Raw genomic sequence first — 22471 nt, 5'->3', positions numbered from 1 at the left:
TATGTTCACGACTGTTCTGGTCGCCAACCGTGGCGAAATCGCCTGCCGCGCTATTCGTACGCTGAAATGCCTTGGGGTCACCAGCGTGGCCGTGTATTCCGACGCCGACCGCAATGCACCGCACGTCGCTGATGCTGATATCGCCATCGCACTGGGCGGCGAAAAAGCCAGCGAAAGCTACCTGATGATCGACAAAATCCTGGCCGCCGCGAAAGAAACCGGCGCACAAGCGATTTATCCCGGTTACGGTTTTTTATCCGAAAGCGCCGAATTTGCCGATGCCTGTGAAGCCGCAGGGATTGCCTTTATCGGCCCGACCGCCGGCCAGATCCGTGAATTCGGCCTCAAGCACCGCGCCCGTGAGCTAGCCGGTGCCGCCAATGTGCCGATGACGCCGGGCACCGGTTTGCTCGACAGCATTGAGGATGCAGTGACCGCCGCGGCAAACATCGGTTATCCGATTATGCTAAAAAGCACCGCAGGTGGTGGTGGCATTGGTCTGACACGCTGCGACGACGAAGACGGGCTACGTGCTGCGTGGGACAGCGTGAAGCGCCTCGGCGAGCAGTTTTTCCGTGATGCGGGCGTATTTCTGGAGCGCTTTGTGGATCGCGCCCGTCACGTCGAAGTGCAGATTTTTGGCGACGGTAAAGGCCGCGTGGTAGCGCTCGGCGAACGCGACTGTTCCCTGCAGCGCCGCAATCAGAAAGTCGTAGAAGAAACACCAGCGCCTAATCTGCCACAGGCCAGCCGCGAAGCCCTGCATCGCGCCGCCGTGCAGTTGGGCGAATCGGTGAATTACCGCAGCGCCGGTACCGTCGAATTTATTTATGACGCCGCACGCGACGAATTTTACTTCCTCGAAGTGAACACCCGTTTGCAGGTCGAGCATCCGGTCACCGAAATGGTCACCGGGCTGGATCTGATCGAATGTATGCTGCGCGTCGCCGCGGATGAACCGCTCGACTGGCCGCATCTGGAACAAGCCCCTCAGGGCGCGTCAATGGAAGTGCGCATTTACGCCGAAGACCCGCTGAAAAACTTCCAGCCAAGCCCCGGCGTGCTGACCGACGTCTTTTTCCCGCAGGATGTCCGCGTCGATGGCTGGGTATCGACCGGCAGTGAAGTCTCGGCGTTTTACGACCCGATGATCGCCAAGCTGATCGTCCACGGCACCGACCGTCAGGACGCGCTGGCAAAAATGTCCACCGCGCTAGCTGCTACGCGCCTGCACGGTATCGCCACCAATATCGACTATCTGCGTCAGGTGGTGGCCACGCCGGTGTTCCGCGACGGCGACATGTGGACGCGGATGCTCGACAGTTTTGCTTACGCGCCGAACGCCATCGAAGTGATCGCTCCCGGCACCTACAGCAGCGTACAGGATTATCCGGGCCGTCTCGGTTACTGGGATATCGGCGTGCCGCCGTCCGGTCCGATGGATGATTTTGCGTTCCGCCTCGCCAACCGCATTGTCGGCAATCATCTGGATGCCGCCGGTCTGGAATTCACCTTACAAGGCCCGACGCTGCGTTTTCACTGCGAGGCGACCATTGCCCTGACCGGTGCGCGCTGCCCGGCCGATCTTGATGGCGAGACGATTGACTACTGGCAGCCGGTGGCGGTCAAAGCCGGTCAGACGCTGACGTTAGGCCGCGCCACACAAGGCTGCCGTACCTATCTCGCAGTGCGTAACGGTTTCGACGTACCGGTTTATCTCGGCAGCCGTTCGACCTTTGCCCTCGGCCAGTTCGGCGGCCATGCCGGTCGCACGCTGCGCGTCGCCGATATGCTGACGGTTTCCCAACCCGAACTCGCCGCCTGCACCACGCCCGCGCCGGTCGGATTGCCGCAGCCTGCGGCGGAAAACATCGTTCCAACGTATGGTGATCTCTGGAACATTGGCGTGCTGTATGGCCCTCACGGCGCGCCGGACTTCTTCACCAAAGAATCCATCGACACCTTTTTCGCCGCCGAATGGCAGGTACATTACAACTCCAACCGTCTCGGCGTGCGGCTGGTCGGCCCGAAACCGCAATGGGCGCGGCAGGACGGTGGCGAAGCCGGTCTGCATCCGTCAAACGTGCATGACTGCGAATACGCCATCGGCGCGATCAACTTCACCGGCGACTTCCCGGTGATCCTGACCCGCGACGGGCCAAGCCTCGGCGGTTTCGTCTGTCCGGTGACCATCGCCAAAGCCGAACTGTGGAAAGTCGGGCAGGTGAAACCGGGCGATAAAATCTGCTTCCACCCAATCAGTTTCGAACAGGCGCAGGCGCTGGAACTGGCGCAGCAAGGCACCCTCGATTCCCTGATGCCGATTGAGGCCATGCCGCTGCCGGTGCCGTCGTTGCTGCCAGACACCACCACCTCGGCCACCATTCTCGCGGCTTTACCGGCCACGGCGGATCGTCCTGCGGTGGAATACCGGCAGGCGGGCGACGGCTACGTGCTGATTGAGTACGGCGATAACGTGCTGGATCTGGCGGTGCGGATGCGCATTTATCTGCTGATGAACGCTATCAACGCCGCCGGTCAGGCAGGCATCGAAGAACTGTCGCCGGGCGTGCGTTCGCTGCAAATTCGCTACGACAGCCGCGTGCTGCACCAAAGCGCGCTGCTTGAGCATTTACTGACGCTCGAGCAAAGTCTGGCGGATGTCAGCCAGCTCAAAATCCCGACCCGCATCGTGCATATGCCAATGGCGTTTGAGGATTCTGCCACGCTCGGCGCGGTGGAGCGTTATCAGCAAACCGTGCGCGCCGACGCGCCATGGCTGCCGAACAACGTCGATTTCATCCAGCGCACTAACGGGTTGGCGAGCCGCGAAGAAGTCAAAAACATCCTTTTCGACGCCAGCTATTTAATCCTCGGACTGGGCGATGTGTATCTCGGCGCGCCGTGCGCGGTTCCTGTCGATCCACGCCATCGCCTGCTCAGCTCCAAATACAATCCGGCACGCACCTACACCGCCGAAGGCACCGTCGGCATCGGCGGGATGTACATGTGCATCTACGGTATGGATTCGCCGGGTGGCTATCAGCTGGTCGGCCGCACGCTGCCTATCTGGAACAAGTTTCTTAAAAATGAACAGTTCAAAAATGGTGAACCCTGGCTGCTGCACTTCTTCGATCAGGTGCGTTTCTATGAAGTGACCGAAGCGGAACTAGACGCCCAGCGTGACGCCTTCCGCGAAGGCCGTGCGCAGGTGCGCATCGAAGAGACCGAGTTCGATTTTGCGCAATATACCCAATTCCTTGCCGACAACGCCGCCGATATTGCCGATTTCCGTACAAAACAGGCTGAAGCCTTTACCAAAGAGGTTGCGCACTGGCATGAAGCGGAGAGCGCGGCGGTAGAAGCGGCCGCCAACGCCGTCCAGTGGGTCGAAGACGATGCCGACCAGGATGGGCATCTGGTCAGCGCCGATCTCAATGGCAATATCTGGAAAATCCTGGTGGAGCCGGGCCAACACGTGGTCGAAGGCCAGCCGCTGATTGTCGTTGAGGCCATGAAAATGGAGCTGTCAGTGAACGCGCCGTGCGCCGGAACGGTATTGAAAATCAGTTGCCAGCAAGGCCGTCCGGTCGGACCGGGCGATGCGCTGCTGTGGCTGGATTTAGCGGTTTAAGCAGGTGAAAACCACAAGGGACTTTTTATGCAACTGACAGACGCCAAATCGGCTCGCACTAAAAATAACCGTCCGGAAGGACTGGCGGAACGTATTTATCAGCAGCTAAAGGTCGATATTTTCAGCTTCCGCCTGCTGCCGGGCGATCGCTTCAGCGAGAACGACATTGCCTACCGCATGGAGGTCAGCCGCACACCGGTGCGTCAGGCGCTGTTCTGGCTGGAACGCGAAGGCTATGTCGAAGTGTTTTTCCGCAGCGGCTGGCAGGTAAGGCCGTTCGATTTTGACTTCTTCGAGCAGTTGTATGACCTACGTATTGTGCTGGAGCTGGAAGCGGTGAAACGCCTGTGCGCTTGTCTGCCGGAGGCTCAGCCCTTGCAACTGGCCGAACTGAAAGACTTTTGGATAGACCAGCCACGGCTGGAAGATGGCCAGACGGTATCGCGCTTTGACGAAGAGTTTCACATGACGCTGGTGGCGGCCGCCGGTAACGCGGAGATGGCTCGTATTCACCGCGAGCTGACCGAGAAAATCCGCATCATCCGCCGGCTGGATTTCACCAAAGACGAGCGGGTGAACGCCACTTACAAAGAACACGCGAGCATTTTGCTCGCCATCATCGGGCAACACACTGAGGAGGCACAACGCCAACTACACGACCATATTGCCGTCAGTAAAGCCGAGGTGCGCAAAATTACCCTGCATATGCTGCATCAGGCCCGGGCGGAGAATGACGGGAGCCTTTCGTCATGACTTTTTTAAATATTTTTTCGACTTTCACCATAACAGCGTTCTCTTAATCATTTTCACTTTCGAGGGTACATCTATGCAACGTCGACGTTTTATTAAAGCCTTTGCTCTGTCCGCCATCGTAGTCAGCATGGGATTAGCCTGGAGCGCACAGGCTGCCGAGACCATCAAAGTCGGCATCATGCACTCCCTTTCCGGCACCATGGCGATTTCTGAAACGCCGCTGAAAGACATCGCGCTGATGACCATAGACGACATCAACGCCAAAGGCGGCGTGCTGGGCAAAAAGCTGGAACCGGTGGTGGTCGATCCGGCTTCTAACTGGCCGCTGTTCGCCGAAAAAGCCCGCCAACTGCTGACGCAGGATAAGGTCGCCGTGGTGTTTGGTTGCTGGACATCGGTCTCGCGTAAATCGGTGCTGCCGGTCTTCGAAGAGCTGAACGGTCTGCTGTTCTATCCGGTGCAGTATGAAGGCGAAGAGATGTCGCCAAACGTGTTCTACACCGGTGCTGCGCCTAACCAGCAAGCCATTCCGGCGGTGGAATATCTGATGAGCGAAGACGGCGGCGCAGCCAAACGCTTCTTCCTGCTCGGCACCGACTACGTCTATCCGCGCACCACCAACAAAATTCTGCGCGCCTTCCTGCATTCCAAAGGCGTGAAAGACAGTGATATCGAAGAGGTCTATACGCCGTTCGGTTACAGCGATTATCAGACCATCGTGTCCAATATTAAGAAATTCTCCGCAGGCGGCAAAACAGCGGTGATCTCCACCATCAACGGTGACTCCAACGTACCGTTCTACAAAGAGTTGGCGAACCAAGGCGTGAAAGCGACTGACGTACCGGTGGTGGCGTTCTCGGTGGGTGAAGAAGAACTGCGCGGCATCGACACCAAACCGCTGGTGGGCGATCTGGCGGCGTGGAACTACTTCCAGTCCGTCGATAACCCGACCAACAAGAAATTCGTCGCCGAATGGAAGGCTTACGCCAAAGCCCACAAACTGCCGAACGCCGACTCTGCGGTCACCAACGACCCGATGGAAGCGACCTACGTCGGCATCCATATGTGGGCCCAGGCGGTGGAAAAAGCCGGAACGACTGACGTGGATAAAGTCCGCGCCGCCATGGCCGGGCAGACCTTCGCCGCGCCGTCTGGCTTCACGCTGACCATGGATGCGACCAACCATCATCTGCACAAACCCGTGATGATCGGGGAAATAGAATCCAACGGGCAGTTCAACGTGGTCTGGCAGACCGACAAAACGATCCGCGCCCAGCCGTGGAGTCCGTACATTGCTGGGAACGATAAGAAGCCGGATACCCCAGTGAAGACGACGAATTAGGGCTGGCTAGCCATGCCCGCTAACACCGCGGAACACCGTGGGCTTGCAGCCCACACCCGCTAAGACCTTGGGCTTGCAGCCCAAACCTGCCCAGAAGGAGCGCCAAGGCGCGCCCCTTCTGGACATCCCGCGCCTTTTTGGTTGTGACACCGACAGCTATCGCTGCTGGCAGGGAACGTGTTTCAGGAGCTTTCGTTCACGGCGCAAACGCCGCCGCTACGCGGTGCTCTCATTTCAGGTTCGGACCCGCTCGGAAAAAGACCCGAGCGGTTTCTCACCGTTCATTCGACGTCGTTTTGACTGCGCCTTTGAGGCATTTTTAAGGTCAAAAGCAGTTTGGGCTGCTGTTTTCTTTTGACTTACATAGCCTCCAGGCCGCAGTCAAAAATTCCGCTGAGCAAGAGGTGGAAAACCGCGCGTCTTTTTGCGCGGGTTGGAATCCCGCAGCGAAGGCACCGCGTAGCGGCGGGATTTTGCGGCGAGAACAGGAGCCTCTGGCACACGGTGCCTGCATGGCGCGAAGCTGTCGGTGTCTCAGAGAAAAAACGCAGGATTCCAAAGGAGGCACGTTTATGCCTCCTTTGGGCCAGTTTGGGCGGCGAGCCCAAGGTTTTGACCTTAAAGTTGAGGTTGAAAAGAAATACTACTTTTATGGCGAAGACATGATGAAAATATTCACCCGATCTCTGTTTTTCCTGCTTGGCTGCCTGCCATTGCTGGCGCAGGCCGGGGCGGCGAATGACTTTGCCGCCGCCAGCCGCAGCCAGCAAGCCACGCTATTACAACAATGGGCGGCGGATCCGCAGCCGGAAAGACTGTCGCTGCTCGAGGCACTGAAGCAGGAAAATGTCGTTATCGACGAGGCTAAACACGCCTTCACGCAAAATGGCAAACAGCTCACGCCGCTGGAAGGTGATGCCAAACCGCAGGGCGATACCAAAAAAGTGTGGCTGAACAACCGTCTGCGCATTCTGATCGCTAACGCCCTTTCCGCCCACCGCTTAGTCAGCACCGACAGCGCCGTGCGTTTACAAGCCGCCAAATCCTTACAACGCGAAGCGCAAGCCGACCAGTTGCCATTGCTGACTCATCGTTTTGAGGCGGAAAAAGACCGCACGGTGCATGATGCCCTGGCCATCGCGCTGGCAAACTTACAACTGGCCGACGCCAACCCGCAGGTGCGCCTGAAAGCCGTCGAGCTACTCGGCACCTCCGGCGATCCAGATACCCAGAGCCGTCTGCAAAAACTGACCGACCCGAAAACGGAAGCCGATGCCACGGTGCGCGCCGCCGCTGCCGTCAGCCTGAAAGCAGTGCAGCACCGGTTACTGATCGGCGATTTGCTCGGCCAGGCGTTTACCGGTTTGTCGCTCGGTTCGATTCTGCTGCTGGCCGCGCTGGGTCTGGCGATCACCTACGGACTATTGGGCGTGATTAATATGGCCCACGGCGAGATGTTAATGCTCGGTTCCTATTCCACTTATATGGTGCAGTCGCTATTCCAGCACTATGCACCGGGGCTGCTGGCACTGTATCCGCTGGTCGCGCTGCCGGTGGCGTTTTTCATTACCGCAGGTATCGGCATGGCGCTGGAGCGCACGGTGATCCGTCATTTATATGGCCGTCCGCTGGAAACGCTTCTGGCGACCTGGGGCATCAGCTTGATCCTCATCCAGGGTGTGCGCGTGCTGTTTGGCGCGCAGAACCTCGAAGTTGCCAACCCCGGCTGGCTCTCTGGCGGCATTCAGTTGCTGCCGAATCTGGTGCTGCCGTACAACCGTATCGCGGTGATCATTTTTGTCCTGCTGGTGCTTGGCCTGACCTGGCTGCTGCTTAATAAAACCCGACTCGGCATGAACGTACGCGCCGTGACACAAAACCGTGCGATGGCCGCTTGCTGCGGTGTGCCAACCGGCCGCGTCGATATGCTGGCGTTCGGCCTCGGCTCCGGCATCGCGGGGCTTGGCGGCGTGGCGCTCTCACAACTGGGCAACGTCGGCCCCGAACTGGGCCAGGGTTACATCATCGACTCCTTCCTGGTGGTGGTGCTCGGCGGCGTTGGGCAACTGGCCGGTACGGTAGTCGCCGCCTTTGGTCTGGGCATTATGAACAAAATTCTTGAGCCAGAAATCGGCGCAGTGCTGGGGAAAATCCTGATCCTCGCGCTGATTATCCTATTTATTCAGAAACGTCCGCAGGGACTCTTCGCCTTCAAAGGCCGGGTGATTGACTGATGAGCCAACCTCTAACCCTAACCGGCGTGCAAAAAGCGCCAAAGATTGCAATTTCCGTGGGCGCGGTAGTATTGATCGCGCTGCTTATCATGCCATTTCTGGCGCTGCTGCCGGCGGATAACCCGCTAGCGATCTCTACGTATACGCTGACATTAGTTGGTAAGATCCTGTGCTATGCGATCGTCGCGATCGCCCTCGATCTGGTGTGGGGTTATGCGGGTTTGCTGTCGCTCGGTCACGGTCTGTTTTTTGCGCTCGGCGGCTATGCGATGGGCATGTATCTGATGCGTCAGGCAGCGGGCAGCGGCCTGCCGGATTTCATGTCATTCCTCTCGTGGACCGAGCTGCCGTGGTTCTGGACGGGCACTCAGCATTTCGCGTGGGCGCTGTGCCTGATCGTGCTGGTCCCCGGCGCGCTGGCGTTTGTGTTCGGTTACTTCGCGTTCCGTTCGAAAATCAAAGGCGTCTATTTTTCGATCATGACGCAGGCGCTGACCTACGCCGGTATGCTGCTGTTTTTCCGCAATGAAACGGGTTTTGGCGGCAATAATGGCTTCACCGGTTTCACGACCCTGCTCGGTTTTCAGGTCACTGCCACCGGCACTCGCGTCGGATTATTTTTGATGACCGTATTGGTGCTGGTCTTCAGCCTTGCGCTCGGCTTTGCGCTGGCGCGCAGCAAATATGGCCGCGTTCTGACCGCTGTGCGCGACGCCGAAAACCGGCTGATCTTCTGCGGTTACGATCCGAAAGGTTTCAAACTGTTCGTCTGGACGGTGTCCGCCATGCTGTGCGGGTTGGCCGGTGCACTGTACGTGCCGCAGGTCGGCATCATCAACCCCAGCGAGATGTCTCCGACCAACTCCATCGAGGCCGCCATCTGGGTGGCGCTCGGCGGGCGCGGCACGCTGATCGGCCCGATTCTCGGCGCGGGCATCGTCAACGGCGCGAAAAGCTGGTTCACCGTCGCCATCCCTGAATACTGGCAGTTCGTGCTCGGCGGCATGTTTATTGTCGTGACACTGTTCCTGCCGCACGGTGTGATTGGCCTGCTGCGCAAGAGGAAATCCTGATGAGCCCGATGACCATGACCGAAGACCTGTTTACTCAGCCGCATCTGGCAGACAGGCACCGCGAACAGACCGACCCGATTTTGCAGTTGGAAAACATCAACGTCAGTTTTGATGGTTTTAAGGCACTGACCAACTTGTCGCTGAACATTGGTGTCGGCGAGCTGCGCTGCGTGATCGGCCCGAACGGCGCGGGAAAAACCACGCTGATGGACGTCATCACCGGCAAAACCAAACCGCAGAGCGGACGCGTGTTTTACGATCAGCGCACCGATCTGACCAAGCTCGATCCGGTGCGCATCGCGCAATCCGGCATTGGCCGTAAATTCCAGAAGCCGACGGTCTTCGAAGCGCTGACTGTGTTCGAAAATCTGGAGATCGCGCAGAAAACCAATAAATCAGTCTGGGCTTGCCTGCGCGCCAAAATGAACAGCGAACAACGTGACCGCATTGATGAAATGCTCGGTACGCTGAGGCTCACAGCAGAACGGTATCGTCCGGCGGGTTTACTGTCGCACGGCCAGAAACAGTTTCTGGAGATCGGCATGTTGCTGGTGCAGGAGCCACATTTGCTGTTACTCGACGAACCGGCAGCGGGCATGACCGACGCCGAAACCGAATACACCGCTGAGCTGTTCAAACAACTGGCGGGCAAACATTCGCTGATGGTGGTCGAGCATGACATGGGTTTTGTGGAAAGCATCGCCGACCACGTCACCGTGCTGCATCAGGGGCAAGTGCTGGCGGAAGGCTCGCTGAAACAGGTGCAAGCTAACGAGCAGGTTATCGACGTTTATTTAGGCCGATGAGGTTTAAGCAGAGGAAGGGAAAGCATGTTGCAAGTCAATGAACTGAACCAATTTTACGGCGGTAGTCACATTCTGCGCGGCCTGTCATTCGAGGCCAACATCGGCGAAGTCACCTGCCTGCTCGGCCGCAATGGCGTGGGCAAAACCACGCTGCTGAAATGCCTGATGGGACTGATCCCGGCGAAATCTGGCACCATCAGCTGGCAGGATCAGGTGATCAACACCCGTAAACCGCATCAGCGCGTGCAGGCAGGCATCGCCTATGTCCCGCAGGGCCGCGAAATTTTTCCGCGCCTGACTGTAGAAGAAAACCTGCTGATGGGGCTGTCACGCTTTTCCGGTAGCGATGCGAAACAGGTGCCGGATGAAATCTACCATCTGTTCCCGATCCTGCTGGAAATGAAGCATCGCCGCGGCGGTGATTTGTCCGGTGGCCAGCAGCAACAGCTCGCCATCGGCCGCGCGCTGGCCTGCAAACCCAGCCTGCTGATCCTCGACGAGCCGACGGAAGGCATTCAGCCATCGGTCATCAAAGAGATTGGTGCGGTGATCAAACAGCTGGCCGCCAAAGGCGACATGGCCATCCTGCTGGTCGAACAATTCTATGATTTCGCCGCCGAACTCGCTGACAGCTATCTGGTGATGTCGCGCGGTAGCATCGTCAAGCGCGGACGTGGGGAAGACATGGAAACGGAAAATGTACGAGGTTTAGTGGCGATTTAGCTCAGACTGACTTTCCACCAGATAACCTTTTTTTTCAGGCATATAGTAGGTCTGCGAGGAGTATTCCAACCTCCTCGACTTCATCAAAGAGTCATTTTGAGACAAAAAAAACCGCGACACTGCGCGGCTTTTAATCGTCAGGCACAGCGGAGCATGATCAGCTGCGAATTTTACGATAGATGAACAGCACGACCAGCGCACCGATCACGGCAACGATAAAGCTGCCAAAGTTGAAACCATCGACCCGGCCAAAACCAAAAAACGTACTGATATAACCACCGACAACGGCACCGACAACACCGAGAACCACAGTCAGAATGAAACCGCCGCCATCTCTACCCGGCATGATCCACTTCGCCAAAATACCCGCAATCAGACCAAAGATAATCCAGGATAAAATCCCCATTGCTAACTCCTCCAAATAAATTTTGTTACCGTGACGTGAGTAAAACGCATGGTCTCACCATCAATTGTGTCGAGCCAATTTGGCTAAACAAGAGCGGAACCACCCACATTCCACTTACCGGTCGGCGGAAAAACACCACAAACCGTTTCTGGCACTGCAGGTGCAGTCTAGCAGAAATGGGGAAACTCGCTCAAAATCAGGGGGAAGGACAAATTTTCGTCAGTTTATGACGTATTTTTCAACCGGCGTAAGCAACAATGGCGTTTCGTCAATCGGCCACAGCAGCCTGTAAAACCACGTAAAATATAGAGCAAATTTTTTGAATGACTTACTCAAATCAATCCGTTTTCCATCTATGCCAGACAGGTCTATTATTCACCAATCGAAAGGAAATCGCCTTTCAACCTCATAATCTGAATGGAATAATTGTCATGAAAAACATCAAAATTTTTGCTGTAGCTGCAACCCTTTCTCTGATCTCTTTCGGTAGTTTTGCTGCTCAACAAGTTTCACAACCTGCCGACGGCGCACAAAAAATCGGTGTGATCTCAGTTGCAGGCCCAACCACGCTTGGTGGTCTGGAAAGTAAATTGGCAGCTCAGGCAAGCGAAGCCGGCGCCTCTTCTTACCGTATTATTGCTGTGACCGGTAACAATCGTATGCACGCTAACGCTGAAATCTATAAGTAATCACCACGCAAAGCGGTTGCTCCAATACCCTCTCAAAAGCCTATGGAAGATCATCTTCCGCAGGCTTTTTTTGTTTTCCACGCATCCTCTTGCAGATTTTCTTTGTCTGCACATTGCATCTTCCCTGCCAGGTTCACTATTCTGATTTTTTTGCTCATCAGGAAAAGTCATGACCGTCACCGAATCTCTGCTTTCTTACGCGCTGGCTGCAGGCATTTTAACGCTTACGCCTGGCCTCGACACGGCGCTGGTTCTGCGCACGGCAGCCAGTCAGGGCAGTAAAAAAGCGCTCTTGTCGGCATTTGGGATCAGTACTGGCTGTCTGGTATGGGGCGCGATGGTGGCTCTCGGGCTTGGCGCGGTTCTGGCCGCCTCAGAAGTCGCCTTTACGGTGCTGAAGTGGATCGGTGCAGCGTACCTGGGCTGGCTCGGCCTGCAAATGCTGCTGAAACCACGCAGCGAAATGAACATGGCCGCGCCGGAAGGCAGGACGAAAGCCTTACGCATCGGCAATTCGCCTTTCGTCAGAGGGTTGTTCGGCAACGTGCTAAACCCAAAAGTCGGCGTCTTTTACGTTTCCTTCCTGCCTCAGTTTGTGGCGACCGGTTATCCGGTCGGCCCGTATATTTTCGGCCTGGCTGCCATGCACGCGGTTATCGGCACGTTATGGTCTGTCACCATGATTTCCGCCACACGTCCGCTGTCCCGTTGGTTGCGCCGTCCGACAGTCGTTAGAACGCTGGATCGTTTGACCGGCACTGTTTTTATCGCTTTTGCAGTTCGGCTCGCGACAACAAAACGCTAAAAAGGAATCCTGTCATGAAGACCCGTCTCACCCATGCGCCCACCACCGAAGACCTCGAAGAGATCAAAAATGGTCTGCGCAGTTTCAATAGAAACTTTATTCCTCAGCCGACACTCCGTGAGTTAGGGGTATTTGTAGAGGATGAAAATGGCAAGAAACAAGCCGGAATTGTGGCTGAAACCGTCGGAAAATGGATGTACATCCAGATGCTGTGGGTCGATGAATCGCTGCGCGGAAAAAATGTCGGCACGCAGCTGATTACCGAAGCGGAAGAAGAAGCCAAAGTACGTGGCTGCCGGTATTCGCTGGTCGATACGTTCAGTTTCCAGGCGCGGCCTTTCTATGAACAGATGGGATACCACATGCAGATGGCACTGGAAGATTACATCGCCGACTCCCGCGCGCCGGAGGATACCCCGGCCACCCATACCCGATTTTTCCTGACTAAGATACTGAGCAACGGCTGAGGGACGTGTCAAAAAACGTGGCCACAGCGGCACCGCCGCCGGGAGCCATCTCGGCTATAACACCAACGTGCACTGGCTCAATACGCTTTACACCAGCCTCCCGATTGATGACGGGCAGGGTCAACATGCGATTTATATTTTCTGCTCAGAAACGAATAAAAACCGCTAACGCAGAGTTAATCACCGGCCGACAGCGCTAACCATTCCTGAACCGACGGGCGTTGCCACTGGGCCTCCGCGTAGGCCGCCAGATTTTCTGGCACCGCGTCACCGTTTAGGCGCAACCGGTTGATCATCAACGCCAAATCCGTATCGGCGATGCACCATTCCCCAAATAAGTTTTCGCGGTCTTCCAGCAGGCGTTCAGCGGCACCGATCAGTTTTTCGGCAGCAGCCTGACCTTGTGGCGTCAGTGCCGGGCATTTTTTGCCGCCAAATACCACTTCAGTTGAACGTTCTTCGCGGATAGGCATTAAATCGCTGCGCAGCCACGCCTGAACTTCACGGGCTTTGGCGCGATTTTCCGGGTCTTGCGGATAGATCGCCGGAAAGGTAGGTGCGGGGAACAGCTCTTCAACATATTCATCAATGGCGGAAGATTCCGACAACACAAAGCTGCCATTCGCCAGAGTCGGCACGCGACGGGTCACTGAGAGTGCTGAATAGTGATCTTTCAGGTTTTCGGCCTCGGCTAAATTCACGGTTTCCAGCTCAAAAGGTATACCTTTTTCCGTCAGCGCCACAAAAGCAGACATGACGTAGGGGCTGAAATAATTGGCATCGGAATAGAGTGTCAGCGAAGGTTGACTCATGGTCATCTCCTGAAAAAATAAAGTCAAAGGGTGAAAAATATAGCGCAGAAGTGAAGAGGTGTCGTTAAAAACAGCGTTGTTCGGAACAGACGAGCGGTCAATCCCCCATCCAAACCGGGTCAGTGAAGATCGTCACATCCGCAAAGATAAACGTTCGCATCCTGCACCGGCCTCCCTATACTGCTGAAACCCCCTGATGTCGGGCTTTTTACTCCAGGAATAGACCATGAAAAAACGGAACCTTGCCTTTATGATGCTCCTGCCGCTGCTGGTATCTGCAGCGCAAGCCTCATCCCCCAAGGAGATCAAAGCGCGATTTAATCAGTTTAAGGTGGGCGACAAAACCATCTGCCTGGATGAGTTTACCTATCCCAACAACCTGAAGATGAAATCGTTCGAGAACGGTTTTGTGGTCAGTAAGAAAAATAATGTACTGACGTATCAGATAGTCAGCATGTTTTTACTGGGCAATGACGTAACGGCTAACGTGAAAGCTATCGTTGAAAGTCGGATAGAAAAAAACGGGCTAAGTACGGTGTTTAAACAAGCATTCATTGACGTTTCAGGAATGGATAAACCTGAACAGGCCGATGCCAAAGCCAAGCTTCTCCGCGAATTTGAAAAGATGACCAGTGCCAGGCAGGATCTATTGCCCTACAGCGCGATTGTTCTCAACGATAAGGGCTATGTCATCACCACAGTAGAAACCAATGGCACCAGCGTCAGCGAATGCTTTGTTACCCCTTATAAGAAACCGAAGAAGGATTAATCACCATGACGGTACTCTCGCCGATGAGCGAAACGTTTTACCCGCAATTTTTTGAGCAGCTGGTCACGGACTATGCCAACGAAAATGTCACCTCAGGCCGCTGGATGCCAGAAAACGCACTGACACGTTCGCAGGATGAAATAGCACGGTCACTACCACAAGGTGTGGCCACGCCGGATCATCATTTGTTTGAAATTAGAACCGATGTCGATGGGCAAATCGTCGGTTATATCTGGTTTGCGGTCAGCGAACGTCAGGGCGAACGCAGTGCTTTCATCTATGAAGTGTCGGTGTTTAGCGAATTTCGCCGTCAGGGACATGCCCGCGCTGCCTTTTTACAGCTGGAAGAGAAAGTGCGCGAGCTGGGTTTGAAATCCATCGGCCTGAATGTGTTTTACCACAACAGCGCGGCGCAGGCGTTGTATACCAGCCTGGGTTATACGCCGACCAATCTGACCATGGTAAAAGCGTTAAAAGCGCTGTAATAGCGCCCATTAGCGCTGATATTTGATGAAATCCGTCAGTACTCCGACTCGGTCATACAGTTTACGTGCGGTGTGGTTCGAAGTTTTAGTAGTCCAGTAGACGTTGGCTTTGTCATTCTGGTCAGCGTAGGCGTACACCGCTTCAATCAATTTTTGCCCGACACCCAACTTGCGCGCGCTTTCATCTACGTATAAATCCTGCAAATAGACCACCTGCTGCATATACCAGCCGTGATCGTGATTAATACAGTTCACCAGCCCAACCAGTTTCCCCTGATATTCTGCCACATAACCAAACATGCCAGCATAGTCAGGCTGCGACAAGCGCTGGAAGGTGTAGTCGAACTGTGCCGGTTCAAACTCTGACTGGTAAAAGTCCAGATAATCGCGCCACAGAATTTCCCAACCAGCACGATCCATTGGGGTGAGTGGGTGAACCGTGATCGCTTCCGATGAACTCATATGATGCTCTCCTCAAATAAACCGATGCAGCAGGTAACAATCCATCAAGGCCAAGTGTGGGGATAATGTATCAGGTCATGAAAACGGACGATATCTGTACTTTCATTGCGGTAGGCATGCCAGGAATCCGCATTAAAGCACAGTATAAAAAGGAAACCGCGGCATGGCGCGCATTCCAGAAGTTCGCTGTTAAATATGGTCAGCAGGCCGTGGCAATGCAGCGCTGATGACATTTTGGGCGAGTTCTGGCATAGGACTTCCTTTATTCATGCCGGCTGCTGAAGGGGTGTTGTATGTTATAACGCACAATGATATGTTGAGTGCGTTATAACGCCCCACAGAATGCCGCCATCGTCGCCTGATCAGAAGGATTTTCAATCATGAATTCCCGTTTAAAGGATTTCACCTTTTCCGCTGTGCTCGCCGGCTTTGTCGCGGTGATGGTCGGCTACACCAGCTCGGCAGCGATTATTTTCCAGGCCGCCGAGGCCGCAGGCGCCAGCGCGGCGCAAATCGGCGGTTGGCTGACAATGCTCGGCCTTGGAATGGGCGTGACATCCATCGGGTTATCGCTGTGGTACCGCACGCCAGTAGTGACGGCCTGGTCAACGCCCGGCGCGGCGCTGCTGGTTACCAGCCTACCGGGCACCTCAATTAACGACGCCATCGGCGTCTTTATTTTCGCCACCGGGCTGATTCTGTTGTGCGGCGTAACCGGCCTGTTCGCCCGTCTGATGCAATACATTCCGCAGGCGCTGTCGGCGGCGATGCTCGGCGGTATTTTGTTACGCTTCGGGCTGGATGCTTTCACCTCGCTGCAAAGCAATTTCCCGCTAGCAGGCGCGATGTGTCTGGTTTATCTGCTGGCACGCCGTTTGCTGCCCCGCTACGCGATTGTCCTGACGCTGGCTGCCGGGCTGGTTGTCGCCGCATGGCAAGGGGGAATCGCCTTACAAGGCCAGAGCATGACGTTTGCGATACCGGCATTTATCATGCCGCATTTCTCACTTGCCACGCTGCTGGGCATCGGTATTCCATTTTTCGTGGTCACTATGGCGTCGCAGAATGCACCCGGCATCGCCACCCTAAAAGCGCATGGCTATAAACTGCCGGTTTCTCCGCTCATTTCATGGACTGCGCTGGCTGCGTTGATTTTGGCACCGTTCGGGGGGTTTACCATCTGTATCGCTGCCATTACCGCCGCGATCTGTATGGGTGAGGATGTTCATCCTGATCCCAAAAAACGCTATACGGCGGCCGTGGCAGCGGGAGGGTTTTATCTTCTGGCCGGTCTGTTTGGCGGCTCGATTGGCATGTTGTTTACCGCATTGCCGACACCCCTGATTCACGCCATCGCTGGGCTGGCACTGCTGGGGACTATTTCCGGCAGCTTGCATCGCGCACTGGCTGAAGAGAGTCAGCGCGATGCCGCGATTGTCACCTTCTTGATCACTGCTTCAGGGCTTTCACTGCTCGGCGTCGGTTCGGCCTTCTGGGGTTTGGTTGGCGGTGTGATCACACACTTGATTCTGAGTTATTCACGCCAAAGGACGGTGTAAAAGTTGAGGTCATTCAAGTTATGGGTAACAGCTTTTCGTAACACTGTTTAAAGTGATGTCGATCACATTTATGCCCAAAGAAACCCTCTTTACTGGTGTCTATCCTGCCGTAAATACTGTCGTCACGGCGTCCAATAAAGAGTGAAAATGATGAATATTGACACCCAATCCTGCATCGTCACCGGTAAAAAAGAGGTCTCAGTGGTCGATCAGAAGATTGACTACCAGGGACAGGGAACGCTGGTCAAAGTGACCCGTGGCGGTATCTGCGGCTCGGACTTGCACTATTATGAGCACGGTCAGGTCGGCGATTTTAAAGTACGTGAAGCCATGGTGTTGGGCCATGAAGTGGTCGGCGTGGTGGAGAAATCCGACAACCCGCATTTGCAGCCCGGTCAGAAAGTGGCGCTGAACCCCAGCAAACCCTGTAAAACCTGCAAATACTGCCTGTCCGGCGATGAAAACCAGTGTACGACGATGAAATTTTTCGGCAGCGCCATGTACTTTCCACACATTAACGGGGCGTTTACACAGTATAAAATCGTCGAGAGCAGCCAGTGTATTCCCTTTGATAGCAAGGTCAGCGACCGCCTGATGGTATTCGCCGAGCCGCTGGCGGTTGCGATCCACGCCGTCAATCAGGCCGGCGATATTCAGGGTAAGACTGTGTTTGTTTCCGGTGTCGGCCCCATTGGTTGCCTGATTGTGCTGGCCGCTAAGGCTAAGGGTGCAGCTGAAATCATCGTGACCGACCCGAGTGAGCGCTGCCGCACGCTGGCACTGGCGGTCGGTGCCAGTCAAGCGCTGGACGCCGCACAGGGCGATTTCTCAGCCTATCAGACGGAGAAAGGCTTTTTCGATGTGTCCTTCGATGCCTCCGGCCACCCTTCATCCATCCGTCGCTGTCTGGAAGTGACGCGCGCGCGCGGTACGCTGGTACAGGTCGGTATGGGACCGGTAGTGAATGATTTCCCCCTGATGATGCTGATTGCCAAAGAGATTAACTGGGTCGGTAGCTTCCGCTTCACTGAGGAATTCAACACCGCCGTGGCGTGGCTGGCCAATAAAACCGTCGACCCGATGCCGTTGCTCTCCGCCGAGTTCCCACAAGGGGATTTGGTGGAAGCGCTGGAGTTTGCACTGGATAAATCCAAAGCATCGAAAGTGCAGTTGGTGTTCTAGCCTGCAACGTCAATCGCGAAATTAAAACATGGCTTCATTTTATTATGTCCTCCTGATATTAACTTTCACGAGGACATTTTTATGCAACCTGATAGCGTAAAGAAGCAGGTCGTCCGTCCCGGTCAGTACCCTGTCCGTTTTTGGCATTTTCTCAGCATTATTTCAGGTGCAAACTGGCTTCACTCTCACAAGATGGAGTCCGAAAATGACTAAAAGTGCCCTGTTAAATATCGACGTTCAACGCTCATTCGAGCATCGCCCTTTCTGGCAGGAAGACGATCTCCCTGCATTTCAGCATGCGCTTAGCCGCCTGATTGACGGCTGCCAGACACGCAATATCCCGATTGTTGATGTGTTTCACGTCAATCCCGAAGGTGTGTTTTCGCTGGAATCCGGATGGGTAACGCCGATGACTTTCCTCAGCCATACACCGCAAAAAACGGTTCACAAGCACGTGCACAATGCACTGCTGGAATCCGGTCTGGACACATGGCTGCGCGAAGAAGGCATCACGCATTTGATCATCGCGGGCCTAAGGACCGAGCAGTGCTGCGAAACGACAACGCGTGTGGCGTCGGACATCGGTTATAAAGTGACGTTCGTGACCGAAGCAACCATGACTTTCCCGATGGCACACGCCGATGGCGGCATATTCTCTACCACGGCCATCAAGCGTCATACCGAACTGGTACTGGCTGATCGCTTCGCGACCATTACTGACGTTGACGGCGTGCTGGCGGAACTCGACCAGGCTGTGTGAAGATAGGCTTTTGTACTGACGAAGAAATGAGGCGATATGCAGCGAAATGTCTATTTTGTGGCGCTACCGGGCGTGATGTCGTTAGATCTGGCCGGTCCGGCGGAAGCGCTACGGCTAGCCGGACAATTTCAGCTGCATTATATCGGCCCACAGCCGGAAGTGATGATGTCCACCGGGCTGACGGTGGCGCATTTACAGCCACTGCCCGCGAGCCTGCCGGAAGGCAGCATTCTGATCATGCCTGGCGTTGAGCACTCCGCAGAAAACTTTGTCAGCCCGGTGGCCATGATCACGCGCGACTGGCTGAGGCAGCAAAAAGCCGCCATCGAACGGGGCGATCTGACGCTGGTGTGTATCTGCTCCGGCAGTCTGCTGGCCGGTCAGGCGGGTCTACTCGATGGCTACCAGTGCACCACTCACCATGACGTGATCGCCCGTCTGCGCCAGCAGGTACCGACCGCGCAAGTGAAAGATAACCGAATTTTTGTCGAAGACCGTTTTGTACTAACCAGCGCAGGGATCACGGCGGGTATCGATCTCGCACTGCACATTATTTCCCGCCATCTGGGTGCGCAGGCCGCGCTGGACGTCGCCCGCGAGATGGTAGTCTATTTCCGCCGCGCAGGTGATGACCCACAACTGTCGCCGTGGCTGCGCTACCGCAACCACCTGCATCCGGCCGTACACCGCGCACAAAACCTGATGGCCGCTGAACCGGAATCCACATGGCAAGTCGAAGAGGTCGCCGCCAAATCCCACATCAGTAGCCGCCACCTCACCCGCCTTTTTAAACAACATCTGGGGATCAGCGTGCGCGACTATCATGAGCAACTGCGTATTGCCATCGCCAGCCAGCGTCTACAGCAGGGACTGGGCATCGAGAAAGCCGCACTGGCGGCAGGATTTTCTTCCGGTAGGCAGTTCCGTCGGGCACAGGAGAGATGGGAAGAGCGTTAACTCACCCACTTTCGTGTATCCACTTTTCCCAGCAATATCGCCAACCCCAGGCTGCCAAAAAGACCGCAGGTAAAGAGAAAAGCGATATTAACCAGCGGCCACTGAGGGAAACCAATATGCGCAGCGCGCAGACCGATAACGATCATCGCGTGAAAACCGTAGATTGGCAAAGAATGACGGGAAACCAGCGCTAATCCCGGCAATATGCGCCCGGATAAGCTATTTTTGACGATAACATACAAAGAAAGAGCGGCAACGAACACCAGCGGGCCGCAATAGACGTAGAAGGTGTCGGCAAAGTTTTGGTTTATCAACGATTGATAGCGTGTTCCCCAGGCGATCCCCAGCGTGCTGAGAATAAATAGGCCAATAGCCGCCGCAGTGATGCCGGTTTTTTGCGTATTCATCATGCCAATGGCGCGCCCCATCAGTGCATAGAGCAGGTAATAGAAAGTATCGCCGCTAATATAGAGATCCAAGGGAAGAAGGTGAAAACCCTGCCAGTTCAGCACGGGGAGCTGCGGGTTCGCCAGCACACCGAGGACAATCCCTGCCACCAGTGCATAACTTCCCACCACCTCTTTCACTCTGATGAATGGCGAGAGAAGGTAGATCACGACAATCGCGTAAAAGAACCAAAGATGATAAAACACCGGCTTTTGCAGGATATTCTGCAGAGAAGGCCAAAAACCGATATTAGTCAGGCTGTAGATATACATCAGCATTATCACGCTGTAAAACAGCAGACATAATCCCACGCGCAAAAAATGGCGTTTGGTCGCACTTTTCTCGCCAAAAAATAGATAGCCGGAAATCATAAAAAACAGCGGCACACTAACCCGTGAGGCGGAGTTAAGCAGATTAGCTACCGTCCATTCAACATCATGGATCGCCTGAAAATTTACCACCTGCGCCGTGCTGGCGTGGATCATCACTACCATCATGCAAGCAATGGCCCGCAGGTTATCTATCCAACTGATTTTTTGACTCATTGACGGCCTATTCCTTCTCCCGACGGAGGTTTTACTGCGCTGTCGGCAGGTTAATCAGCTTTGCTGTCGCTAACAAGCTATAAACCACAAACTCAGAAAATGCTTTACGCCACAAAGGTTGATTGCGTTACGTTCAATAAATCGGCAAAATGATCACCATTACTGCCCCGCTTGCCTTACCCGCCCGGACAGTCCCTATTTTTTGCTAATGATTTTCTCTTTTTTCAAATCATTAGCCTTACGTCTGTGAAGTAACAACAATGCATAATTCTCCAAATACTGCGTCCCTTTTGGGCCGTCGGGCTCTGCTGTTTCCTCTGTGCCTGGTGCTTTTTGAATTCGCCACTTATATCGGCAACGATATGATTCAACCCGGCATGTTGTCCGTGGTGGCGGGTTTTAACGCTGGCGAAGAGTGGGTGCCTACCTCAATGACCGCCTATTTAGCTGGCGGTATGTTCCTGCAATGGCTACTGGGACCGCTGTCTGACCGCCGCGGACGTCGACCGGTGATGCTGGCGGGTGTCGGTTTTTTCATCATCACCTGTCTGGCGATTTTGTTCGTGCAAAGCATCGAACAATTTATGGTGATGCGCTTCCTGCAAGGTATCAGCCTGTGCTTTATTGGCGCGGTGGGTTACGCAGCCATTCAGGAATCTTTCGAAGAGTCGGTGTGTATTAAAATCACCGCAATGATGGCCAACGTGGCGCTGATCGCTCCGCTGCTCGGGCCGTTAGCGGGTGCGGCGCTGGTACAATTCGCGCCATGGGAAACCATGTTTGTGCTGTTCGCCGTACTGGCCGCGATTGCCTTCTGGGGATTGTGGAAATCCATGCCAGAAACCGCTTCACGCCTTGGCGAAGCCTTCTCGATGAAAAGCCTGTGGAATGATTATAAAGAGGTGCTGGGAAATCGTCAGTTCCTGTGTGGCGCACTGGCGATTGGTTTTGCCAGCCTGCCGCTATTGGCATGGATCGCGCAGTCGCCAGTGATTTTAATCAGTGGCGAAGGTCTGCCTCCATTTGAATATGGCTTATTACAGGTGCCGATTTTCGGCGCGCTGATTGTCGGTAACGTGACGCTGGCAAAACTGACCGGTAAACGCAGCGTTGAGCAGTTAATCAAATTGGGTGCCGGACCGATGATTATCGGCTTGATCATCGCTGCGGCAGCGACCCTGCTCTCTGGCCATGCCTATCTGTGGATGACCGCCGGGCTGAGCTTCTACGCCTTCGGTATTGGCGTGGCGAATGCCGGTTTATACCGTTTAACCCTGTTCTCCAGCAGTATGAGTAAAGGCACTGTTTCTGCTGCGATGGGGATGATCAGCATGATGGTATTCACCTTAGGTATCGAACTGGCGAAAGTGGCTTACGTCGGGGGCGGCAGTGGGTTGTTTAATCTGTTCAACCTGATTAGCGGCCTGTGCTGGCTGGCGCTGGTCGCCGTGTTTATCCGCCGACGTCAGGTGTTCGTCGCCCCGAATAACGCGGCCTAAGAATGAAAAAGCCAATAACATCCTGGCAAGGACGTTATTGGCTCATCATTTAGCTCAGTGCA

Annotated in this window: 22 protein-coding genes; 18 read left to right on the top strand and 4 right to left on the bottom strand. The window is 55.0% G+C overall.

Annotated elements, in window-relative coordinates; translation table 11 throughout:
• Position 1: 1 nt before the first annotated feature.
• From uca to urtE, 7 genes are all read left to right on the top strand, one after another.
• A complete protein-coding gene (gene uca / locus IEV89_RS18120) occupies positions 2 to 3634 on the top strand; it encodes an urea carboxylase (protein ID WP_188474919.1) in 3633 nt (1210 codons plus the stop codon).
• 27 nt (positions 3635 to 3661) lie between these two features.
• The gene (locus tag IEV89_RS18115; RefSeq protein ID WP_188474918.1) at positions 3662 to 4387 is read left to right on the top strand and encodes a GntR family transcriptional regulator; all 726 of its coding nucleotides are present in this window, start codon (positions 3662 to 3664) and stop codon (positions 4385 to 4387) included.
• A 73-nt stretch (positions 4388 to 4460) separates the two neighbouring features.
• Positions 4461 to 5729: an urea ABC transporter substrate-binding protein gene (urtA, locus tag IEV89_RS18110; protein ID WP_188474917.1), complete on the top strand. Its 1269-nt coding sequence runs from the start codon at positions 4461 to 4463 to the stop codon at positions 5727 to 5729.
• A gap of 665 nt (positions 5730 to 6394) precedes the next feature.
• A complete protein-coding gene (gene urtB, locus IEV89_RS18105; protein ID WP_188474955.1) occupies positions 6395 to 7963 on the top strand; it encodes an urea ABC transporter permease subunit UrtB in 1569 nt (522 codons plus the stop codon).
• On the top strand, positions 7963 to 9036 hold the full coding sequence (gene urtC, locus IEV89_RS18100) for an urea ABC transporter permease subunit UrtC (RefSeq protein WP_188474916.1): 1074 nt from the start codon (positions 7963 to 7965) through the stop codon (positions 9034 to 9036). The genes urtB and urtC overlap by 1 nt, the downstream gene beginning before the upstream one ends.
• Before the next feature lie 8 nt (positions 9037 to 9044).
• Positions 9045 to 9842, top strand: coding sequence for an urea ABC transporter ATP-binding protein UrtD (urtD, locus tag IEV89_RS18095; protein ID WP_188474954.1), 798 nt, complete (start codon positions 9045 to 9047; stop codon positions 9840 to 9842).
• 24 nt (positions 9843 to 9866) lie between these two features.
• On the top strand, positions 9867 to 10565 hold the full coding sequence (gene urtE / locus IEV89_RS18090) for an urea ABC transporter ATP-binding subunit UrtE (protein ID WP_188474915.1): 699 nt from the start codon (positions 9867 to 9869) through the stop codon (positions 10563 to 10565).
• A 157-nt stretch (positions 10566 to 10722) separates the two neighbouring features.
• Here urtE and IEV89_RS18085 read toward each other — a convergent pair whose 3' ends face one another.
• The gene (locus IEV89_RS18085; protein WP_188474914.1) at positions 10723 to 10971 is read right to left on the bottom strand and encodes a GlsB/YeaQ/YmgE family stress response membrane protein; all 249 of its coding nucleotides are present in this window, start codon (positions 10969 to 10971) and stop codon (positions 10723 to 10725) included.
• Positions 10972 to 11402: 431 nt separating this feature from the next.
• Between IEV89_RS18085 and bhsA the strand changes: the two genes are divergently transcribed.
• The 3 genes from bhsA (at position 11403) to IEV89_RS18070 (ending at position 12932) form a co-directional block, all read left to right on the top strand.
• Positions 11403 to 11660 carry a multiple stress resistance protein BhsA gene (bhsA, locus tag IEV89_RS18080; RefSeq protein WP_188474913.1) on the top strand — a complete coding sequence of 86 codons (258 nt, stop codon included), beginning with the start codon at positions 11403 to 11405 and terminating at the stop codon, positions 11658 to 11660.
• Positions 11661 to 11829: 169 nt separating this feature from the next.
• Positions 11830 to 12465: a LysE family translocator gene (locus tag IEV89_RS18075; RefSeq protein WP_188474912.1), complete on the top strand. Its 636-nt coding sequence runs from the start codon at positions 11830 to 11832 to the stop codon at positions 12463 to 12465.
• Between the two features lie 14 nt (positions 12466 to 12479).
• Positions 12480 to 12932 carry a GNAT family N-acetyltransferase gene (locus IEV89_RS18070; protein WP_188474911.1) on the top strand — a complete coding sequence of 151 codons (453 nt, stop codon included), beginning with the start codon at positions 12480 to 12482 and terminating at the stop codon, positions 12930 to 12932.
• A gap of 176 nt (positions 12933 to 13108) precedes the next feature.
• On the opposite strand, the gene yfcF is transcribed toward IEV89_RS18070, so the two are convergent.
• Positions 13109 to 13744 carry a glutathione transferase gene (gene yfcF / locus IEV89_RS18065; protein WP_188474910.1) on the bottom strand — a complete coding sequence of 212 codons (636 nt, stop codon included), beginning with the start codon at positions 13742 to 13744 and terminating at the stop codon, positions 13109 to 13111.
• Positions 13745 to 13970: 226 nt separating this feature from the next.
• Between yfcF and IEV89_RS18060 the strand changes: the two genes are divergently transcribed.
• Positions 13971 to 14513 carry a hypothetical protein gene (locus tag IEV89_RS18060; RefSeq protein ID WP_188474909.1) on the top strand — a complete coding sequence of 181 codons (543 nt, stop codon included), beginning with the start codon at positions 13971 to 13973 and terminating at the stop codon, positions 14511 to 14513.
• 5 nt (positions 14514 to 14518) lie between these two features.
• A complete protein-coding gene (locus tag IEV89_RS18055; protein ID WP_188474908.1) occupies positions 14519 to 14998 on the top strand; it encodes a GNAT family N-acetyltransferase in 480 nt (159 codons plus the stop codon).
• A 9-nt stretch (positions 14999 to 15007) separates the two neighbouring features.
• On the opposite strand, the gene IEV89_RS18050 is transcribed toward IEV89_RS18055, so the two are convergent.
• A complete protein-coding gene (locus IEV89_RS18050) occupies positions 15008 to 15460 on the bottom strand; it encodes a GNAT family N-acetyltransferase (protein WP_188474907.1) in 453 nt (150 codons plus the stop codon).
• A 77-nt stretch (positions 15461 to 15537) separates the two neighbouring features.
• Here IEV89_RS18050 and IEV89_RS18045 point away from each other — a divergent pair, with 77 nt between their 5' ends.
• The 5 genes from IEV89_RS18045 to IEV89_RS18025 all read left to right on the top strand — a co-directional run bounded on the left by IEV89_RS18045 (position 15538) and on the right by IEV89_RS18025 (position 19918).
• Positions 15538 to 15687, top strand: coding sequence for a hypothetical protein (locus IEV89_RS18045; RefSeq protein ID WP_188474906.1), 150 nt, complete (start codon positions 15538 to 15540; stop codon positions 15685 to 15687).
• Between the two features lie 153 nt (positions 15688 to 15840).
• A complete protein-coding gene (locus IEV89_RS18040; RefSeq protein WP_188474905.1) occupies positions 15841 to 17019 on the top strand; it encodes a benzoate/H(+) symporter BenE family transporter in 1179 nt (392 codons plus the stop codon).
• Between the two features lie 150 nt (positions 17020 to 17169).
• Positions 17170 to 18201: an L-idonate 5-dehydrogenase gene (gene idnD, locus IEV89_RS18035; RefSeq protein WP_188474953.1), complete on the top strand. Its 1032-nt coding sequence runs from the start codon at positions 17170 to 17172 to the stop codon at positions 18199 to 18201.
• A 205-nt stretch (positions 18202 to 18406) separates the two neighbouring features.
• Positions 18407 to 18961, top strand: coding sequence for a cysteine hydrolase family protein (locus tag IEV89_RS18030; protein WP_188474904.1), 555 nt, complete (start codon positions 18407 to 18409; stop codon positions 18959 to 18961).
• A 36-nt stretch (positions 18962 to 18997) separates the two neighbouring features.
• Positions 18998 to 19918, top strand: a complete 921-nt coding sequence (locus IEV89_RS18025; RefSeq protein WP_188474903.1) for a GlxA family transcriptional regulator — start codon at positions 18998 to 19000, stop codon at positions 19916 to 19918.
• Here the strand turns inward: IEV89_RS18025 and IEV89_RS18020 are convergent.
• Positions 19915 to 20910, bottom strand: a complete 996-nt coding sequence (locus IEV89_RS18020; protein ID WP_188474902.1) for an acyltransferase — start codon at positions 20908 to 20910, stop codon at positions 19915 to 19917. The genes IEV89_RS18025 and IEV89_RS18020 overlap by 4 nt on opposite strands.
• A 260-nt stretch (positions 20911 to 21170) precedes the next feature.
• Between IEV89_RS18020 and IEV89_RS18015 the strand changes: the two genes are divergently transcribed.
• Entirely contained in the window at positions 21171 to 22409 is a 1239-nt protein-coding gene (locus IEV89_RS18015; RefSeq protein ID WP_188474901.1) for an MFS transporter, read from the top strand.
• Positions 22410 to 22471: the final 62 nt, after the last annotated feature.

The organism is Hafnia psychrotolerans, from assembly GCF_014639435.1.
GTDB classification, from domain to species: domain Bacteria; phylum Pseudomonadota; class Gammaproteobacteria; order Enterobacterales; family Enterobacteriaceae; genus Ewingella; species Ewingella psychrotolerans.
The sequence above is the reverse complement of the archived record's forward strand: the minus strand, read 5'-3'. Positions and strand labels throughout refer to the sequence as shown.

Bases quoted from the DNA above. Each gene is read 5' to 3' on its own strand.
- uca (WP_188474919.1), top strand. From the start codon at position 2: ATGTTCACGACTGTTCTGGTCGCCAACCGTGGCGAAATCGCCTGCCGC.
- IEV89_RS18115 (WP_188474918.1), top strand. From the start codon at position 3,662: ATGCAACTGACAGACGCCAAATCGGCTCGCACTAAAAATAACCGTCCG.
- urtA (WP_188474917.1), top strand. From the start codon at position 4,461: ATGCAACGTCGACGTTTTATTAAAGCCTTTGCTCTGTCCGCCATCGTA.
- urtB (WP_188474955.1), top strand. From the start codon at position 6,395: ATGAAAATATTCACCCGATCTCTGTTTTTCCTGCTTGGCTGCCTGCCA.
- urtC (WP_188474916.1), top strand. From the start codon at position 7,963: ATGAGCCAACCTCTAACCCTAACCGGCGTGCAAAAAGCGCCAAAGATT.
- urtD (WP_188474954.1), top strand. From the start codon at position 9,045: ATGACCATGACCGAAGACCTGTTTACTCAGCCGCATCTGGCAGACAGG.
- urtE (WP_188474915.1), top strand. From the start codon at position 9,867: ATGTTGCAAGTCAATGAACTGAACCAATTTTACGGCGGTAGTCACATT.
- IEV89_RS18085 (WP_188474914.1), bottom strand. From the start codon at position 10,971: ATGGGGATTTTATCCTGGATTATCTTTGGTCTGATTGCGGGTATTTTG.
- bhsA (WP_188474913.1), top strand. From the start codon at position 11,403: ATGAAAAACATCAAAATTTTTGCTGTAGCTGCAACCCTTTCTCTGATC.
- IEV89_RS18075 (WP_188474912.1), top strand. From the start codon at position 11,830: ATGACCGTCACCGAATCTCTGCTTTCTTACGCGCTGGCTGCAGGCATT.
- IEV89_RS18070 (WP_188474911.1), top strand. From the start codon at position 12,480: ATGAAGACCCGTCTCACCCATGCGCCCACCACCGAAGACCTCGAAGAG.
- yfcF (WP_188474910.1), bottom strand. From the start codon at position 13,744: ATGAGTCAACCTTCGCTGACACTCTATTCCGATGCCAATTATTTCAGC.
- IEV89_RS18060 (WP_188474909.1), top strand. From the start codon at position 13,971: ATGAAAAAACGGAACCTTGCCTTTATGATGCTCCTGCCGCTGCTGGTA.
- IEV89_RS18055 (WP_188474908.1), top strand. From the start codon at position 14,519: ATGACGGTACTCTCGCCGATGAGCGAAACGTTTTACCCGCAATTTTTT.
- IEV89_RS18050 (WP_188474907.1), bottom strand. From the start codon at position 15,460: ATGAGTTCATCGGAAGCGATCACGGTTCACCCACTCACCCCAATGGAT.
- IEV89_RS18045 (WP_188474906.1), top strand. From the start codon at position 15,538: ATGAAAACGGACGATATCTGTACTTTCATTGCGGTAGGCATGCCAGGA.
- IEV89_RS18040 (WP_188474905.1), top strand. From the start codon at position 15,841: ATGAATTCCCGTTTAAAGGATTTCACCTTTTCCGCTGTGCTCGCCGGC.
- idnD (WP_188474953.1), top strand. From the start codon at position 17,170: ATGAATATTGACACCCAATCCTGCATCGTCACCGGTAAAAAAGAGGTC.
- IEV89_RS18030 (WP_188474904.1), top strand. From the start codon at position 18,407: ATGACTAAAAGTGCCCTGTTAAATATCGACGTTCAACGCTCATTCGAG.
- IEV89_RS18025 (WP_188474903.1), top strand. From the start codon at position 18,998: ATGCAGCGAAATGTCTATTTTGTGGCGCTACCGGGCGTGATGTCGTTA.
- IEV89_RS18020 (WP_188474902.1), bottom strand. From the start codon at position 20,910: ATGAGTCAAAAAATCAGTTGGATAGATAACCTGCGGGCCATTGCTTGC.
- IEV89_RS18015 (WP_188474901.1), top strand. From the start codon at position 21,171: ATGCATAATTCTCCAAATACTGCGTCCCTTTTGGGCCGTCGGGCTCTG.